This is a genomic window from Marinobacter bohaiensis, from assembly GCF_003258515.1.
GTDB lineage: Bacteria > Pseudomonadota > Gammaproteobacteria > Pseudomonadales > Oleiphilaceae > Marinobacter_A > Marinobacter_A bohaiensis.
Genome location: NZ_QGEH01000001.1, coordinates 1,332,307 through 1,348,694, shown reverse-complemented (window position 1 = coordinate 1,348,694; position 16,388 = coordinate 1,332,307). Strand labels below are relative to the sequence as shown.

The window sequence follows — 16,388 nt, the reverse complement described above, 5'->3', positions numbered from 1 at the left end:
GTCAGGCCTGACCGCCCTGCTCCGAGGCCCGGCCCTGCAGTCGCCGGGCCAGGACCTCGAAAGCATCCTCCTGCAGCGGCTGTCGCGCCGCCTCCATCAGCGCTTCACGCGTTACCCCGAGAACCCCCAACTGCTGATCGTCCAGTTGCAGCAGGCGACGGAACCGACGCCGGCGCGCCCACAACTTCAACCAGCGGTCCAATGCCTCAGTCAGTGCCAGCGGCGGCATGGCCGGCATGTAGAACTCGGGCATCCGGACCCGGGCTTTATCCGGCACCGGGGCCTCTTGCTGTCGGGTTTGTTGCTGAATCTCGCACATGGTCTGTCCTCCTCGAGTGTCCCGGCTGCGCCGGTGTTCGCAATACGGTGACCTCTCACCGTTTTAGACAGGTTGCGCGCTTCTTTTTGTTCAAACAATCGAAATATTCTACACTGCACTTTAAATATTTCTGAACGCAGGTGGATCCATGGGCACCCAAATGAAACCCTCGCTACCGCTGCTGGAAAGCGACGTGCTGCGCAGCTTCGTCGCCATCGCCGAAACCGCCAGCTTCAGCCGCGCCGCCCGCCAGGTCTTTCGGACCACCTCGGCGGTCAGCATGCAGATCAAGCGACTGGAAGAAACCCTGGGGCAGAAGCTGTTCGTACGCGAGGCCCGCCGGGTCAGCCTGACACCGGAAGGCGAGACCCTGCTGCGCTATAGCCGGCGGCTGCTCAAGCTCAATGAGGAAGCGGTATCTGAATTCCTGCGTCCCGCCCTGAGCGGTACGGTCCGTATCGGCACCACGGACGATGTCGGCACCCGCATCCTGCCCAGCATCCTGGCCGAGTCCGCCCGCTCCCACCCGGCTCTGCAGGTGGACGTGGTGGTCGCCAGCAGCGAACTGCTGCGCGACCGTATCGATGGGGGCGACCTCGACCTGGCGCTGATCACCTGCAACGGCGACGACGGACAGGCCCGTCACGGCACCGTGGTGCACACCGAACCGCTGGTGTGGGCCCATCGCGACGGCGGCACGGCCGTCGATCGGCGCCCCTTGCCGGTCGCCTTCGCCAACCCCGGATGCGTCTGGCGTGGCGCCGCCCTGGCCGCGCTGGACAAGGCCGACATCCCCTATCGCGTGGCCTACAACTGCGAGCACTGCGCCGGCCAACGCGCCGCCATGGAAGCCGACCTGGCCGTCGCGCCCTTCCCCCGGAGCCTGCTCGAAAAACCCATCCGGGAAGTGCCGGAAAACACCGGTCTGCCACCGTTGGGGCACTACCAGATCGAAATGCTGCAGAACACCCAGACCGGCGAAGCCGTGGACGCCCTGGCGGGCTACGTCGCCAACGCCTTTGCGGGACTGCGAAAAGACAGCTAGTGCCCCGTCCCTTGATGTGAAATCACCACTTCGGCGGGCGGGCGCCTTGGCCAGAGCCGCCATCGACAAGCAGTAGGTCAGTGAGTTAACCAGACGGGACTCTGGCCCGACTGATTCAAAGCAAAGGCTCCACGCTCCTGCGGCGCGCCAATCCGGTGCAAGGCAAAGACCCTGTGCGCCGCGAACGACCACGCCCCGGACGGCACTGGTACGTCCATGATTGCCAGAAACCTACTATTTTTCATAGCACTAAAAGCTGACCAGAAAACTGGCACGCAACTCGCTCTCACCCGAATAACTGATCAGACCAGTTGGACCAGTCTGACCCCACATGTCTTTTGAGGGAGAGTGCGCACACCATGTCAACGCTTTCCAGCGTGGCAGCCCAGGCGCTGCAACGGAAAATCACCAGCGCCGACTACGCCCCCGGCAGCCGCTTGCCCTCGCAGCGGGCGCTGGCCGAAAGCCTGGGGATCAGCCGGACCTCCCTGCGCGAAGCGATCTCAATGCTCGAAGCCCTGGGGCTGGTTCGCTCCCATCCCGGCAAGGGGGTCTATGTCAGCGAACGCACGCCCCACAGCAGCGATGATGTGCCCCGCGGACCCGCCGGCGTCACCGCCGAATCCATTTTCCAGCTGCGCTACATCGTGGAGCCGGCCGCCGCCGCCCTCGCCGCCCGACACGGCAACACCGCCGTCGATGAACTGCAGGAGACACAGGGCCAGTTAGAGCGCGCACTGACCCGACTGGACCTTGTGGCCGCCGCCGAGTGGGACCTGGAATTCCACAAGCGAATCGCCCGCCATTCGGGCAATCCGTCACTGGCGGAGGTAATGCAGGAAAGCCGGATCAAGATCGGCTACAGCCTGCGCCTGCCATTCGCCAACACCCAACGCGTCTGGGAGACCGTCGACGAACACCGCGCGGTGATCCAGGCGGTCGCCACCGGCGATGCCGAACAGGCACGCCGGGCGATGCAGCGACACCTGCTCGCGGCGGCCGACCGGATCGGCATTCGCTTCGAACAACCCTGAGTTCCAATACGACCCAACCATCGAGGACTGTCTGATGAAAGCAACCACCCGCAACCGTTCACAGCGCTGGGCCCACCGGCTGCTGGCTCCGCTGCTCGCCCTTTGCGCCGCGTTCGGCGCGGTCACCACCCACGCCAATACCCTGGACGACATCCAGCAGCGCGGCGTGCTCAAGGTCGCGGTGCCCCAGGATTTCCCACCGTTTGGCAGCATCGGCACCGACATGCAGCCCCAGGGCTACGACATCGATATGGCCAGGCTGATCGCGGAAGACCTCGACGTGGACGTGGAACTGATTCCGGTCACCAGCGCCAACCGCATCCCCTTCCTGACCACCGGCAAGGCGGACCTGGTGATCTCCAGCCTGGGCAAGAACCCGGATCGCGCCAAGGTCATCGACTTCTCCGAGCCGTACGCGCCGTTCTTCAACGGCGTTTTCGGCCCGGCCGATGCGGCTGTCAGTGGCGCAGACGATCTGCAGGATCAGGTCATCGCAGTCACTCGCGGTTCCATCGAGGATCTGGAGCTGACCAAGATCGCCCCGGACAGCGCCACCCTGAAGCGCTTTGAGGACAACAACGCCACCATCTCCGCGTTCCTGTCCGGGCAGTCCGACCTGATTGCCACCGGTAACGTCGTGGCCGCCGCCGTTGGCGAGCGCACCTCCGGCCGCGACCTTGAGGTCAAGTTCCTGATCAAGAACTCGCCGTGCTACGTGGGGGTCGCCAAGGGCGAGGACGCTCTGATCGCCAAGGTGAACGAGATCATCGAGGGCGCCCATGCCGACGGCCGTCTCAACGACATTTCCGAGCGCTGGCTCAACGCGCCGCTGCCGGAAACGTTCTGATCCGGACCGGCACCAAGCCACGCAACGTCACGTGATTCACTATGGCTTATGAATTCGACTTTGCCGCGACCCTTGAGTACAGCGACCTGCTGCTCAAGGGCGCGGGGTTTACCCTGGCGCTGACCGCCGTCGGTAGCGTGCTGGGCATTGGGCTCGGTATCGCCTGCGCGGTGTGCCGGGCGTGGGGCATCCGCCCCTTCAACTGGATCGCAACGGTGTACGTCGAGGTCATCCGCAACACCCCGTTCCTGGTGCAGTTGTTCTTCATCTTCTTCGGCTTGCCGCAGATGGGCGTTCGCATGAGTGAATGGGAGGCGGCCGTGCTGGCGATGGTGATCAACCTGGGCGCCTATTCCACGGAGATCGTGCGGGCCGGCATCCAGGCGACCACCCGGGGCCAGATCGAGGCCGGCGAATCGCTCGCCCTGAACCGCTTCCAGATCTTCCGCCACGTCGTGCTGCGGCCTTCCCTGCAACGGGTCTGGCCAGCGCTCAGCAGCCAGGTCATCATCGTGATGCTGGGTTCCGCCGTGTGTTCGCAGATCGCGACCGAAGAGCTAACGTTCGCGGCCAATTTCATCCAGTCACGGAATTTCCGCGCCTTTGAGACCTACGCCATCACCACCGTCATCTACTTCCTGATGGCGCTGGGCATCCGCCAGATTTTCAATCTGCTCGGGCGCTACGTGATTGCCCGCCGACCGATCACCGGGAGGGCTGGCGCATGACCGAATTCACCCTGCTCGACATGCTGCGCGGCCTCTGGTCGGGCCTGCAGTGGACGGTCCTGCTGTCGCTGCTGGCCTTCGTGCTGGGCGGCATTGTGGGGCTGCTCGTGCTGTTCGCGCGCATCAGCAGCCACTGGCTGCTGCGCAGCCTGTCGAAAGGCTATATCGAACTGTTCCAGGGCACGCCGTTGCTGATGCAACTGTTCATGCTGTTCTTCGGCATCTCGCTGCTGGGGCTGGACGTGTCCCCGTGGGTGGCGGCAGCGCTTGGCCTGACGCTGTTCACCAGCGCCTTTCTGGCGGAGATCTGGCGCGGCTGCGTCGAGTCGATTCCCCGCGGCCAGTGGGAGGCCTCCGGCAGCCTGGCCTTCAGCTACGGCGAGCAGATGCGCCACGTGATCCTGCCCCAGGCCCTGCGCATTGCCATTCCGCCGACGGTGGGATTCTCCGTCCAGGTGGTGAAAGGCACGGCGGTGGCCTCGATCATCGGATTCGCCGAACTGACCAAGACCGGCACCATGATCGCCAACGCCACGTTCGATCCATTCGTGGTCTATGGCCTGGTCGCACTGGGGTATTTCGCCCTCTGTTGGCCGCTGTCGCTGTTTGCCCGACGCCTTGAAGGAGCTTTCCATGTCACTCGTTAACCTCAATGAAATCCACAAGCACTTCGGCGACCTGCACGTGCTCAAAGGCATCGACATGGACGTCACCGAAGGCGAGGTGGTCACCATCATCGGCCGCAGCGGCTCCGGCAAGAGCACCCTGCTGCGCACCATCAACGGCCTGGAAGCGATTGACGACGGCAGCATCCGGGTGGACGGCGTGGGCCTGGAGGCCGGCCAGAAGAATCTGCGCGAACTGCGCCTGAAAGTGGGCATGGTGTTCCAGCAGTTCAACCTGTTTCCGCACCTGTCCGCCGGCGAGAACGTGATGCTAGCGCTCAAGGTGGTCAAGGGCATCAGCAAGGCGGAGGCCCGGCAGATGGCGCTGGACGCCCTGGGCAAGGTGGGCCTGGAGAACCGTTTCGACGCGTTTCCCGATCAGCTCTCCGGCGGTCAGCAGCAGCGGGTGGCCATTGCCCGGGCGCTGGCCATGTCGCCCAAGGTGCTGCTGTGCGACGAGATCACCTCGGCGCTGGATCCGGAGCTGGTCAACGAGGTGCTGAACGTGGTCCGCAGGCTGGCCGACGAGGGCATGACACTGATCATGGTGACCCACGAAATGCGCTTCGCCCGGGATGTGAGCGACAAGCTGGTGTTCATGCACGAAGGCCGGGTGCACGAGTCCGGTGATCCCAGGGACCTGTTCACGGCGCCCGGGACGCCCGAGTTGTCTGCATTCATCCAGTCCGTCACCTGAGCCGGCGGCGGCCCGTTCGGCGGGTCGCCGTTCTGTTGCCCCGTGGTGCCGTTCGGTCCTTTTCTATCCCTATCGTAACCCGGACAGCCAGGGTCGGGCCTTGCGGCGCGCGGTCGCCATCAGGCAGCCTGATGCACTCCGTTCCACCGGTTAAGGACAGCCCATGGACACCCTCATCTGGGCCCTGGTCGCCCTCGTCGGCACCGCGGTCATCTGGAAAGGCAGCGGCCTGCTGGAAACCGCCAGCGCACGGCTGGCGGCCTATTACGCGCTGCCGGACATCGTGCAGGGAGCGGTGGTCGTGGCGATCGGGTCCAGCTTTCCGGAGCTGTCCACCACGGTCATCTCCACCCTGGTCCACGGGGAGTTCGAGCTGGGGGTGGCGGCCATCGTTGGCTCGGCGCTGTTCAACATCCTGATCATTCCCGCCGCAGCGGGCCTGAGCACCCGCAAGCAGCTGCGCGCCAATCGGGATCTGGTGTACAAGGAAGCCCAGTTCTACATGATCGCCGTGGCGGTGCTGACCCTGACGTTCGCGTTCGCCGCCATCTACCACCCGGTCGAAGACGGCGAAGCGATCCGGGGCGAGATGACCCGCTGGCTGGCGCTGATGCCGGTCGGGCTGTACCTGCTGTACATCTTCGTGCAGTACCAGGACACGCTGGATCAGTCCCAGCCCTCAGACATCGAAGGCATCGCGCCGGGCCGCGAGTGGCTGCGGTTGGGCGTTTCGCTGATCGTGATCGTGGCCGGCGTGGAAGCGCTGGTGCGGGCCGCCATCCAGTTCGGCGAGATTTTCGACACCCCCAGTTTCCTGTGGGGCATCACCGTGGTGGCGGCCGGCACCTCGATTCCGGACGCCTTTGTATCGGTCCGCGCGGCCCGCGACGGCCGCGGGATCACCAGCATTGCCAACGTACTGGGCAGCAACACCTTCGACCTGCTGGTGTGTATTCCCGCAGGCGTTCTGATCGCCGGTGCCACAGTGGTCAATTTCTCCGTCGCCGCGCCGATGCTAGCCATTCTCACCGCCGCCACCATTCTGCTGTTCCTGATGATGCGCACGCACATGGTGCTGTCCCGTGCTGAGTCGGTGGGCCTGCTGGTGTTCTATGCCGCCTTTGTGGTGTGGATCAGCGCCGAGTGTTTTGGGCTCATCGACTGGGTTCCCAGCCTGCCGCCGGCGACCGGCGCCGCGTGAATACGGCTTAATTTGACGCCCGGTAGCGCCTGGGTCAGGGTGATTCCTGCTTCTCCAGTAGCCGCAACCAGGAGGAAACAGCCGCCATGACCGCGCTTCCCGCCGACCAGCAACGCTACCGCCGCTACACCCCGGAAACCACTCAGTACACCCTGGCGATCATTACCGACGAGGATCACGCCTCCCAGGTGGAGCTGGAAGACGGCCAGACCGCCTGGCGCTCCACCCTGCGCTACGACCGTCTGTACCGCAGCGAAACCGGCGCCGGCCAGGTGCGCTACACCTTCGAGGACATTCCCGCCGACCAGGGCGGCGAGCATCACCTGATCAGCCTGATCGCCGAGGGCGGGCGCGGTGCCGAGTTTTCCGAGTTGGTGATGTTCGGCAAGCGCTTGCTCACCTTCGACGACCGTACCGGCCTGGTGTGTGAAATCCGCCACGAAAACCAGCTCATCCCGCGCCAGATCCTGATGACCGGTAGCGGCGACGAACGCTTCAAGGGGTTCAAGAGCGAGTGGGCGACCCTGCGGGGCGACCAGCTGGTGGTGGGCAGCCACGGCAAGAATCCGCAGGAGTCCTGGATCAAGCTGCTGGACCGGGATTACCGGCTGCGCAGCATAGACTGGCAGGACCGCTACCAACGGATGCGCGAGGCACTGGGTGTCGGCCCGGACGGCTACGTGATCCACGAAGCGGCGGAATGGCATCCCGAGCGTCGGCAATGGCTGTTCTTCCCCCGCAAGATTTCTTCCGAGCCCTTCGACGAGCCGGTCGACGAGCGTACCAAGGGCGGCAACACGCTGGTGATTGCCGACGAAGACTTCACCGATATCCGCACCCTAACGGTCGGCGAGCGTGTGCCCGAGCGGGGCGTATCCTCGATCAAGCTGGTGCCGGGGCGACCCAACGAGTGCATCGGGCTGAAGAGCGTGGAAATCGGCGACCGGACCGAGACCTACCTGTTCAGCTTTGACCTGGACGGTCGCGTGTTGCAGGAGGATACCTTGATCGGAGCCTACAAGTGTGAAGGTGTCGAAATTCTGTAGTGCCCCTTCCGTCTTTCATTCCGCCTTGGCAATCAGTTGACCTGTGACAAGCGACATGCGCTCGAATGCATCGCACCCATAGCCATAGCCGATTTTCTCGTGCATCGTCATATGAATAGCATATCCGTGACAGTTCACAGGTGGCGGAGGAACGCGCATGGAAGTCGTATCGGGTGAGGGAAATACCACAGCGCCGTCGGCCCTGGTGGTCGAAGGAGGCGCTATGCGCGGCATCTTCGCCGCGGGGGTGCTCGACGCCTTCCTGGCCGAGAATTTCATGGATTTCGACTTCACCGTCGGGGTGTCCGCCGGCTCCACCAACCTGATCGGCTACCTGGCCGGCGACTACGGCCGCAACCACACGGTCATCACCGGCCACGCCTGCCGCCCGGAATTCATCAACTGGCGCCGTTTCCTGCGCGGCGGGCACCTGTGCGATGTGGGCTGGTTATGGCACCAGTCCTACCGCGATGTGGCGCTCAACTTCGAGCGCTACCTCAGCCAGGGTATTCCGCTGTGGGTGGGCACCACCGCCATCGAGACCGGCACACCGCGCTATTACCGGATCGACGCCGATAACCTGCACGACGTGTTCACCGCCTCCTGCTCCATCCCGGTGGCTTACCGGACGTTCCCGGAAGTGGACGGTCTGCCCATGACCGACGGCGGCATTGCCGATTCCATTCCGGTGGAGTGGGCCTATGAGCAAGGCGCTCGGGACATCACCGTGGTGCTGTCCCGGCCACAGGGGTTCCGCAAGCAGCCGTCCCGCTTCCCCGCGCTGATGCGCCCGCTGTTCCGCGAGCATCCGGCGCTGTACCAGGCGGTGGTGTCCCGCGCCGCGCGCTACAACGCCACCCTGGACTTCATCGAATCGCCGCCGGACGGCTGTCGGGTCCGCGTGGTCGCCCCGCCCGAGGACTTTCCGGTAGGCAGGCTGACCACCGATGCCGAAAAGCTGGAAACCGGCTACCAGCAGGGTGTGCGCGCCGCCCGGCGCTATCTCGGCGTACCGCTGGGCAGCCAGGCCGATGCTTCGCCGGACACCCCGGATCTGCCGGCGGGCGGCGTCTCCCGGCCGGAGGAGCGACCAGCCGCCCGTTGAGCCCTCAGCGCAATATCAGCCCTCAGGGTAATGTCAGCCCTCAGCGCAGCTGACTGTCCTTGCTGCCACGGCGGTTGTAGCCGCTGAACGACGTCTGTTCACGGTCGTGCTCGGCCTGGCAGCTCACGCACAGTTTCACCCCGGGCAGGGCTTCGCGACGCGCCCTGGGAATAAGGGCATCGCACTCCTCGCAGAACTTGCTGCTCTCGCCCTGGGGCAATTCGCTGCGGGCACGTTGCAGGGCATCGTCGACGGTGCTGTCGATCTGATCCTGAACGGCGCCATCCCGCGTCCATCCACCTGCCATATCCATGACCTCCGCAATGTCTTGAGCGTCGCACCATCGGCGTCGCGTCCCCTACCATCGCGCCGCCTGTCAATTTTTGTCAAGCCGCCTGCAATGGGGCGCATTCCAGCTATGGTTGTAGTAGGGAGTGGCTGAACGGTCCCGGGTACACGACCCGCCGTGTCGCTCCCCCGAGGCGCGACGTCACAGCAACTTCGTTCGTCCTCCGGCGGAGTCCAGTGCCGGTACAAAGGACGCCATCAGCGCCATTGCCTGCAAGGAGGCTTTCATGGCAGGGAGCGCAGCCCCCTCCTCCCGACAACACCGTCTGAAAACCGCGGCCCTGGTGTCCGGTCTGATCGTACTGGTGCTCGTCGCGGCCGGGTTCACGGTATCCGTGGTCCAGATCCAGTCAGCCATCACCGCCTATGTGGGTGGCGAGAGCATCTGGTCCCGCGCTCACCTGACCGCCGGTATCCATCTTGACGCCTACGCCGCCACCGGCGAAGAGGCCGAACTGGACGCAGGCCATCAATGGCTGCGGATTCCACTGGGTGACATGGCCGCCCGCCAGGCCATGGAAGCCCGCGAGCTGGACCGGGAGGCAGCCCGGGCCGGCCTGCTGCAGGGAGACAACCATCCCGACGACATCGCGGGGATGATCTGGCTGTTCCGCTACTTTGGCGGCCTGGCACCATTCGAGCGCGCCATCCAGGCCTGGCGGGATACCGACCCGTACCTGACCGAGCTGCGCGATATCAGTCTTGCCCTGGCCGAGGAAAGGCGCAGCGCCTCACCGGACCGGATGCGCCTGCTGGCGCTGCGAGACCGGCTATCGCAGGTCAACGACCAGCTCAGTGTGTATGCGCATCGCTTCCGGAGCGCCATGGGCGAGGCCGCGCGCTGGGCCACCCAGGTTCTGTCGATCGCCAGTATCGTGTTCCTCGCCCTGCTGGCGGTTCTCGCCTGGTTGCTGGCCAATCGCCTGACCTTCCTGCTGCGCAGCAGCGACCAGAAATTCCGGGCCATCTTTGAGCAGACGGCGGTTGGCATCCTCCAGGTCGGCGCCGACGGCCGGATGCTGGACGCCAACCAGGCAGCCGCGGAGATCCTCGGGCGTCCGGTGGACTCACTCCGGAGCCATCGCCTGGAAGACCTGATCCACCCCGAGGACCGGCTACTGAGTGAATCGTCCCGGCGCGACCTGCTCACTGGCCACACCGCCAGCTACACGGTGGAGCAGCGGCTGCAGAAAACCGGCGGTGATCTGTTGTGGGCGCGCCTGACCGTGTCCCGGATGCAGGAGGGACAACAAGGGCCGGGGTATTTCGTGGTCATGCTTGAGGACATTTCCGAATCGCGCCGCATGGCCATGAAACTCAGTTACCAGGCCACCCACGACGAACTCACCGGCCTGCTCAACCGACGCGAGTTCGAGCACCGGCTGGCGGCCATGCTGGGTCAGACCCGTGCCGAGGGCGGCCAGCACGCCCTGTGTTTTATCGACCTGGACCAGTTCAAAGTGGTCAACGACACCTCCGGGCACGGCGCCGGCGACGAACTGCTGCGCCAGGTGTCGCGGCTGGCCGCCGACTCCGTTCGTGAGCGCGACGTGCTGGCCCGGCTGGGGGGCGACGAATTCGGCCTGATCCTGGAGGACTGCGACCTGGAAACCGCCTCGGGGATTGCGGAAAAGCTGCGCGCGGCGCTGGAGGACATCGTCTTCACCTGGGAAGGGAAAAGCCATTCCATCGGCGCCAGTATCGGTGTGGTACCAGTCAGCGCCCAGGCACCGGACATCAGTGGCCTGCTGCGCGCGGTGGATATCGCCTGTTACATGGCCAAGGAGGGCGGCCGCAACAGGGTCTACCTGTCCGCGGAGGACGACCAGCAGCTGCACCGCCAGCAGGGGGAAATGGCCTGGCTCAACCGCATCCAGACGGCCCTGCTGGAGAATCGCTTCCACCTGGACGCGCAACTGATTGTGCCCTCAAGCGGCGCGAGGCCGGGGCTGCGCTATGAGGTTCTGATCCGGCTCACCGGCGAGGAAGGACAGCCAATACCGCCCTCGGCGTTCCTGCCGGCGGCGGAGCGCTTCGGCATCATCAACAAGCTGGATCGCTGGGTCGTTACCGAGGTGCTCAGCACCCTGGCCCGCCATCCCGATCACCTGACGCAACTCGAGGCCTGCCACATCAACCTCTCGGGTCGCTCCTTCGACCAGCCGGATTTCACCGGTTTCGTGGTGGCGCAGATCGAACAGTCCCGGGTGCCGGCCCACAAGCTCTGCTTCGAGATCACTGAAACGGCGGCCGCCCAGAATCTCTCGGACGTGCAGGATTTCATGCAGCGCCTGGCCGGGCTGGGATGCACCTTCGCGCTGGACGATTTCGGCACCGGCGTCTCCTCTTTCAGCTACCTCAGCCTGCTGTCGGTGGACTTTCTCAAGATCGACGGCAGCTTCGTGCGCCACATCGGCGACCGGCCAACCGACCGGGCCATCGTCCGGGCGATCCACGAGATCGGACACACACTGGGTATGCAGACCATCGCCGAGTTCGTGGAAACGGAGGCGGTGCGTGCCAACCTGGAGCGCCTGGGCGTCAATTACCTGCAGGGCTTCGGGCTGCATCGACCACGCCCGTTGACGGATTTGCTGCAAGAGCCTCCCGATACGACGGCGCTGCGCGTCGGCGTGATTCCCGGCTAGTATCCCGGCTCAGTTGCGACCGTACAGACGCGGCCGTTCGTAGCGGAAGAACCCGTTTTGCTCCTCCAGGCGGATCGTTCGCGCCTCGGCGGCGAAATAGTCCTGGCGTAACTGGACGAGAGCCTGTTGCAGGGCGTCACCATCCAGCGATTGCGTCAGCCGGTCACGCTCGGCCATGTAGGCATAGCCGTTTTGCCAGCGTGCTTCGCGATACTGGTCCTCGGCTTCCAGCTGCGCCAACTGCTCCTGGCTGTAGCCGAGCTGGCGGCGAATGTCGTTGATGCGGGCCTGACGGGCGTCGGCGTCCAGCCCGGCGAGCCTGTCCTGAACCGAGTCCAGTCCGAAGTAGACGTTGGCCACGGTGCCGCGGTCCATGGCCAGGGCTTCCAGCTCCGAGCCGTAGGCTTCGTCCAGGCTGGTCTGCAGTTGATACAGGGCTTCGTTGAGTGAAACGGTCCGGTCCTGATCCAGGCGGCGAATGTCTTCCTTCAGCGCCTCACGCTTTTGTGCCCAGGCGGCTTTCTCGTGCGCCCAGATGACGTCCGCATCGGCGCCAAACAGCGCCCGACGCTGACTCCACAGCGCGCCGTTCTTTTCCAGCGGCGCCATGTCCGCCAGCGCGACCTGATGATCGAGCAGCCAGTCGCGATAACGCTCCATACGGCTGACCGTCCGCAGGACCATCGGCGCCCTGTCGGCAAACGCCCGCTTGACGGCCGCCTCGAACAGCGCCGCGCCCTCATCCGGATAACGCTTGAGCAGCCGGCGCTTGACCTCCAGCAACGAGGCCTGGACCCCTGCATTGGCGATATTGTCGCCGTAGGTTTCCCGCAGTTGCTGCGCCAGTTCGCGGACAAAGCGCTGCCGGTCGGACTCGCCCGGCAGCGATGGCTCGGCAGGGGCGGCGTCCCCGACGGCCGGGGTCGACACCCGGGATTCCGGTGACGCTGCAGACCGGTCGCTATCCAGACGCTCCACCAACGGCGATGTGACCACGGCGGCGACCGTGCCGGTAGCCAGCACACAGGCGGCAAACAACCAACGTTTCATAAGGCTTCATTCGAGTGGGATGCGGAAAGCGGGCGACGCATTGCCGCCGCCCGATGCGTTATCAGAGCAACGGTTGCAGCCTGGGCCAGACCAGGTCGGCCAGCTTGCGCGATCCGTTGGTGTTGGGGTGGATGCCGTCGGCGATGATGTCGCCGTCGCTGATCGACGCGCGCGGATCGACAAACTGGCAGTTGGCCACCGAGAAACTGCAGGCCTGCCCCAGACGGAGATCGCCGTAATCCACGGCCTCCTCCATGCTGTCGAGCAGGAAAACACCGTTCTTGGTGTAGTAGTAGCCCAGGTAGATGACGTTATCGACGCCGTCCGCGTGCATCTCGTTGAGCAGGTTGACCGCGTCCACGTAGATGTCGTCCACCAGCGCCTTGCACTTGTCGCTGAGTTGGCCGAACTCGTACCACTGGGTCTTGCAGTCGTACGGATCGAGGGCGATCGCCGGAATCAGGATGTCGTTCCCGCCGCCATCCATCACCACCGTGTCGATGGCCGGATTGTCCGCGTAGGCCTGCCGATACTGGTTCGCCACGGACGTCGCCAGGGCGCCGCCGGTAATCTCCGCACCGGAGAGCGTGTAACGGCGGAAGGTCTCACCCGCTTCTTCCTCGAGGAAATCCTGCAGCTCCCCGGACAGCGCGAAGATCGAGTCGCCGACGGTGACCACCTGGTCATTGTCGGCATCGGTCACGCGGGGATTGCTGAGCAGACTGCCGGCGCCACCACAACCGGTGAGTACGGCCGCCAAAGCGACCGCACCGGCGGCCCGCAGGAGATGTTTGAAATAATGTCCGGGCACCATTGGCCCCTGATGTGTCACTTGTTCCATTGTCGTTCCCTGTCTTGTTGTCGTTGTACAAGAACTGCACAGGCACTCTAGCAACACCGTCGGCCGCCACTTTGGGAACTGGTTAACAAACAGGCAATCCTCCTTGATATTCCGGCGTCAGCCGCTCATTTTTGACGCACATCATCCCGGTACGCACCATTTTATTGCGCGCGCATTGTTTTGGGGCGTATCGTCTACACCCTTTTTCTTCCGACCGACCGCCTGCCATGGGAAACAGAAACGAACGCCGACGCTGGCAACTCGTCTCCGGTGTCCTCCAGACCCTGCATCTGGAGCGCCTGGCCAACCGCTACAGCCATCGCTCGGTGGTGGCCTGTTTCAGCTTCATCAACGGCACCATCAGTATCGCCCTGATCGCCTTCGTCGCACTGATCACCCAGCAGGCTTTCATCTTCCCGTCGCTGGGAGCCACCGCGTTCATTCTGTTCCATGCGCCCATGGCGTCGGCCGCGTCTCCGCGCAATACGTTCTGCGGGCACCTGGTGGGGGCACTGATGGGCTACGCCAGTCTGCACCTGTTCGGCCTGGCCCATGCACCCTCGGCCATCTTTACCGGGGTGGATCTGCCGCGGGTGGCGGCAGCGGCGATGTCCCTGGGCACAACCGGATTCCTCATGGTGTGGCTTCGCGTACCGCATCCGCCGGCCGGGGCTACCGCACTGATCGTGTCACTGGGGCTGATGCCCGACTTCCATCAGTTGCCGATCGTCCTGGCGGGGGTGACCCTGCTGCTGTTGCAGGCCTTTACCCTCAATCGCCTGGCCGGCCTTCGCTACCCGCTCTGGCGCCATGCGCCCGACCCTCCCGGCGCGACTGCCACCGCGGGTCAGTGAGCGTTCGCCGGCCGGCTTGGCCTGACGGCACAGACCGCCTATAACTCTATATAGCGCCGTAATAGCACCATAGAAAGACCGCCGCATCGAAGACAGGGCGGCGTCTGAAAGCGCCTGCGCCGACGTGTGGCACGACGCGCTGGATGAACGCTCCGTCCAGGCCATCGGCGCTATATCGAGACTGTCCTCAGGGAGGAAGGGTGGGATGGATGTTATCAAGGCGACACCGGAGTACGGGCTGAGCATCGCTGAGCTGGCCCTTATTGCCGGCGAGGGGGTTCCCGGCTACTTCTGGGAACAGGCGCGCCAGCCACACCAGAGCGCCCTGGAATACGGCGCGGAAAAAGCCGCCGGCGGAGCGCAGAACTTCTCCTACCGTAATGTTCACCTGGCCATGGACCGCGATCGCGTCGCCGGGATGCTACTGGCCTACCGCCTGCCTGACGCGGGGGAATTCGAAGACCTCGATGCCCTGCCCGACTTTATCCGGCCGTTGGTCGAGCTGGAGCAACGCGTCCCTGGCAGTTACTACATCAACATGTTGGCCACCTATCCGGCCTATCGTCACCAGGGGATTGGCAGTGCGCTGATGGCACGGGTCGACGGCTGGGCCATCGAGGCGGGATGCGAGCTGATCAGCATTCAGGTGTTCGAGAAGAACGAGGGCGCCGTCCGGCTATACCGGCGACTGGGCTATATGGAAGTGGACAGCCGACCGGTGGTCGGCCACCCCAGCATGCCCCACGACGGGCGCATTCTCCTGCTGATCCGCCGCGTAGGACAGTGAACCGGGCAGGCCTGAAAGCCTGCCCGGGAATCGTCAGGCGGCTTCCTGATCCGCCGAATACTCGCCCAGCCGGGCCTGGCTGTTCAGCCGCGCGCGTTTGAGAAACGCCTGCTGGGCCGCTTCCAGGTTGGCCGGATCGCCGCCCCAGGCGCGCATGGCGTCTTCCTGCAGGGCCCGGCCATAAGACATGCTCAGGTGCCAGGGAGCCCGCTCACGCATCCGGTTCATGGCGTTGAGGTTGGCGGTCGCTTCTTCCGGCGTCTGGCCGCCGGACAGGAAATTGATGCTCGGCACCGCCGCCGGAACCGTACGCCGCAGGATCCGGATGGTCATGTCCGCCACCTCTTCCGGCGACGCCTTGCCGCGTTCCTTGCCCGGGGTGATCATGCTGGGCTTGAGGATCATGTGCTCAAGCACCACGTTATGCTGGTGCAGGGCATGGAACACGGCGTGCCAGACCTGCTCGTTCACCTGCGCCGCCCGTTCCATGCTGTGGTTGCCGTCGATCAGGACTTCCGGCTCGACGATCGGCACGATGCCGGCTGCCTGGCAGGCCGCCGCGTAGCGCGCCAGCATCTCGGCGTTGGCGGTCAGCCCCAGGGCGGTGGGGTTGTGATCGGTAATGGGATAGACCTCGCGCCACTTGGCGAAACGAGCCCCCTGGGCCTTGTAGCCATCCAGGCGTTCGGCCAGGCCGTCCAGGCCGTAGGTGATCTGGTCACCCGGCGCGCCCGGCAGGTCGCCCTTGCCCTTGTCCACCTTGATGCCCGGAACAATCCCCTGGGACGCCGCCAGTTCCGGCAGGGGCGTACCCTTGTCGTCTTTCTGGCCCAGGGTTTCCTCGTAGAAGATGATGCCGCAGATGTAACGCCCCACGTCCGGCGTCGACAGGAGCATGGATCGATACCAGCGCCGGTTCTCCTCGGTGGAATCCACCCCGACCGCGTTGAGCCGCTTGGTCATGGTGCCGGTGCTTTCATCGGCCGCCAGGATCCCGCGGCTGGCATCAATCATGTCTTCGATGGTTTGCTGTAGCTCAGCGCTGCTCGACATGTTTACTCCTCCTTGTGTCTACTCTGGTTCCAAGATACTTGCTGATTTCTGAACAAGCGGCAAGGTGTCCAACAAGGTGTTAATGGAGTCGTCATGGAAGACCGACCAGCGCCTCGCCCC

The 16,388-nt window shown here is 64.6% G+C and carries 17 protein-coding genes; 12 read left to right on the top strand and 5 right to left on the bottom strand.

The window, feature by feature from the left end; all coding sequences use genetic code 11:
• Position 1: 1 nt before the first annotated feature.
• Positions 2-319, bottom strand: a complete 318-nt coding sequence (locus DKK67_RS05985; RefSeq protein WP_111495337.1) for a hypothetical protein — start codon at positions 317-319, stop codon at positions 2-4.
• A gap of 148 nt (positions 320-467) precedes the next feature.
• Here DKK67_RS05985 and DKK67_RS05980 point away from each other — a divergent pair, with 148 nt between their 5' ends.
• The 9 genes from DKK67_RS05980 (at position 468) to DKK67_RS05940 (ending at position 8,687) form a co-directional block, all read left to right on the top strand.
• Entirely contained in the window at positions 468-1,364 is an 897-nt protein-coding gene (locus DKK67_RS05980) for a LysR family transcriptional regulator (protein ID WP_111495335.1), read from the top strand.
• Between the two features lie 359 nt (positions 1,365-1,723).
• Positions 1,724-2,398 carry a FadR/GntR family transcriptional regulator gene (locus tag DKK67_RS05975; protein ID WP_111495333.1) on the top strand — a complete coding sequence of 225 codons (675 nt, stop codon included), beginning with the start codon at positions 1,724-1,726 and terminating at the stop codon, positions 2,396-2,398.
• Between the two features lie 34 nt (positions 2,399-2,432).
• The gene (locus DKK67_RS05970; RefSeq protein WP_111495331.1) at positions 2,433-3,245 is read left to right on the top strand and encodes a transporter substrate-binding domain-containing protein; all 813 of its coding nucleotides are present in this window, start codon (positions 2,433-2,435) and stop codon (positions 3,243-3,245) included.
• 41 nt (positions 3,246-3,286) lie between these two features.
• Positions 3,287-3,973 (top strand): amino acid ABC transporter permease, encoded by a 687-nt coding sequence (locus DKK67_RS05965; protein WP_111495329.1) that lies wholly within the window; start codon positions 3,287-3,289, stop codon positions 3,971-3,973.
• Positions 3,970-4,620 carry an amino acid ABC transporter permease gene (locus tag DKK67_RS05960; RefSeq protein ID WP_111495327.1) on the top strand — a complete coding sequence of 217 codons (651 nt, stop codon included), beginning with the start codon at positions 3,970-3,972 and terminating at the stop codon, positions 4,618-4,620. Before DKK67_RS05965 ends, DKK67_RS05960 begins: the two co-directional genes overlap by 4 nt.
• Complete coding sequence (locus DKK67_RS05955) at positions 4,607-5,335, top strand: amino acid ABC transporter ATP-binding protein (RefSeq protein ID WP_111495325.1); 729 nt, start codon at positions 4,607-4,609, stop codon at positions 5,333-5,335. The genes DKK67_RS05960 and DKK67_RS05955 overlap by 14 nt, the downstream gene beginning before the upstream one ends.
• A gap of 163 nt (positions 5,336-5,498) precedes the next feature.
• Positions 5,499-6,536, top strand: coding sequence for a sodium:calcium antiporter (locus DKK67_RS05950; protein WP_111495323.1), 1,038 nt, complete (start codon positions 5,499-5,501; stop codon positions 6,534-6,536).
• Between the two features lie 86 nt (positions 6,537-6,622).
• Complete coding sequence (locus DKK67_RS05945; protein WP_111495321.1) at positions 6,623-7,582, top strand: hypothetical protein; 960 nt, start codon at positions 6,623-6,625, stop codon at positions 7,580-7,582.
• Positions 7,583-7,739: 157 nt separating this feature from the next.
• On the top strand, positions 7,740-8,687 hold the full coding sequence (locus DKK67_RS05940) for a patatin-like phospholipase family protein (protein WP_111495319.1): 948 nt from the start codon (positions 7,740-7,742) through the stop codon (positions 8,685-8,687).
• 40 nt (positions 8,688-8,727) lie between these two features.
• On the opposite strand, the gene DKK67_RS05935 is transcribed toward DKK67_RS05940, so the two are convergent.
• Positions 8,728-8,994 (bottom strand): DksA/TraR family C4-type zinc finger protein, encoded by a 267-nt coding sequence (locus tag DKK67_RS05935; RefSeq protein WP_111496784.1) that lies wholly within the window; start codon positions 8,992-8,994, stop codon positions 8,728-8,730.
• Positions 8,995-9,262: 268 nt separating this feature from the next.
• On the opposite strand from DKK67_RS05935, the gene DKK67_RS05930 reads away from it, so the two are divergent.
• Positions 9,263-11,683 carry a putative bifunctional diguanylate cyclase/phosphodiesterase gene (locus tag DKK67_RS05930; protein WP_111495317.1) on the top strand — a complete coding sequence of 807 codons (2,421 nt, stop codon included), beginning with the start codon at positions 9,263-9,265 and terminating at the stop codon, positions 11,681-11,683.
• A 9-nt stretch (positions 11,684-11,692) separates the two neighbouring features.
• Here the strand turns inward: DKK67_RS05930 and DKK67_RS05925 are convergent, their stop codons facing one another.
• Complete coding sequence (locus DKK67_RS05925) at positions 11,693-12,733, bottom strand: hypothetical protein (RefSeq protein WP_111495315.1); 1,041 nt, start codon at positions 12,731-12,733, stop codon at positions 11,693-11,695.
• Between the two features lie 61 nt (positions 12,734-12,794).
• Positions 12,795-13,574, bottom strand: coding sequence for an SGNH/GDSL hydrolase family protein (locus DKK67_RS05920; RefSeq protein WP_111495313.1), 780 nt, complete (start codon positions 13,572-13,574; stop codon positions 12,795-12,797).
• 227 nt (positions 13,575-13,801) lie between these two features.
• Here DKK67_RS05920 and DKK67_RS05915 point away from each other — a divergent pair, with 227 nt between their 5' ends.
• Positions 13,802-14,428: an HPP family protein gene (locus DKK67_RS05915; protein WP_111495311.1), complete on the top strand. Its 627-nt coding sequence runs from the start codon at positions 13,802-13,804 to the stop codon at positions 14,426-14,428.
• 205 nt (positions 14,429-14,633) lie between these two features.
• Entirely contained in the window at positions 14,634-15,215 is a 582-nt protein-coding gene (locus DKK67_RS05910) for a GNAT family N-acetyltransferase (RefSeq protein WP_111495309.1), read from the top strand.
• Positions 15,216-15,248: 33 nt separating this feature from the next.
• Here the strand turns inward: DKK67_RS05910 and DKK67_RS05905 are convergent, their stop codons facing one another.
• Positions 15,249-16,268 (bottom strand): class I fructose-bisphosphate aldolase, encoded by a 1,020-nt coding sequence (locus DKK67_RS05905; RefSeq protein WP_111495307.1) that lies wholly within the window; start codon positions 16,266-16,268, stop codon positions 15,249-15,251.
• Positions 16,269-16,388 lie beyond the last annotated feature (120 nt).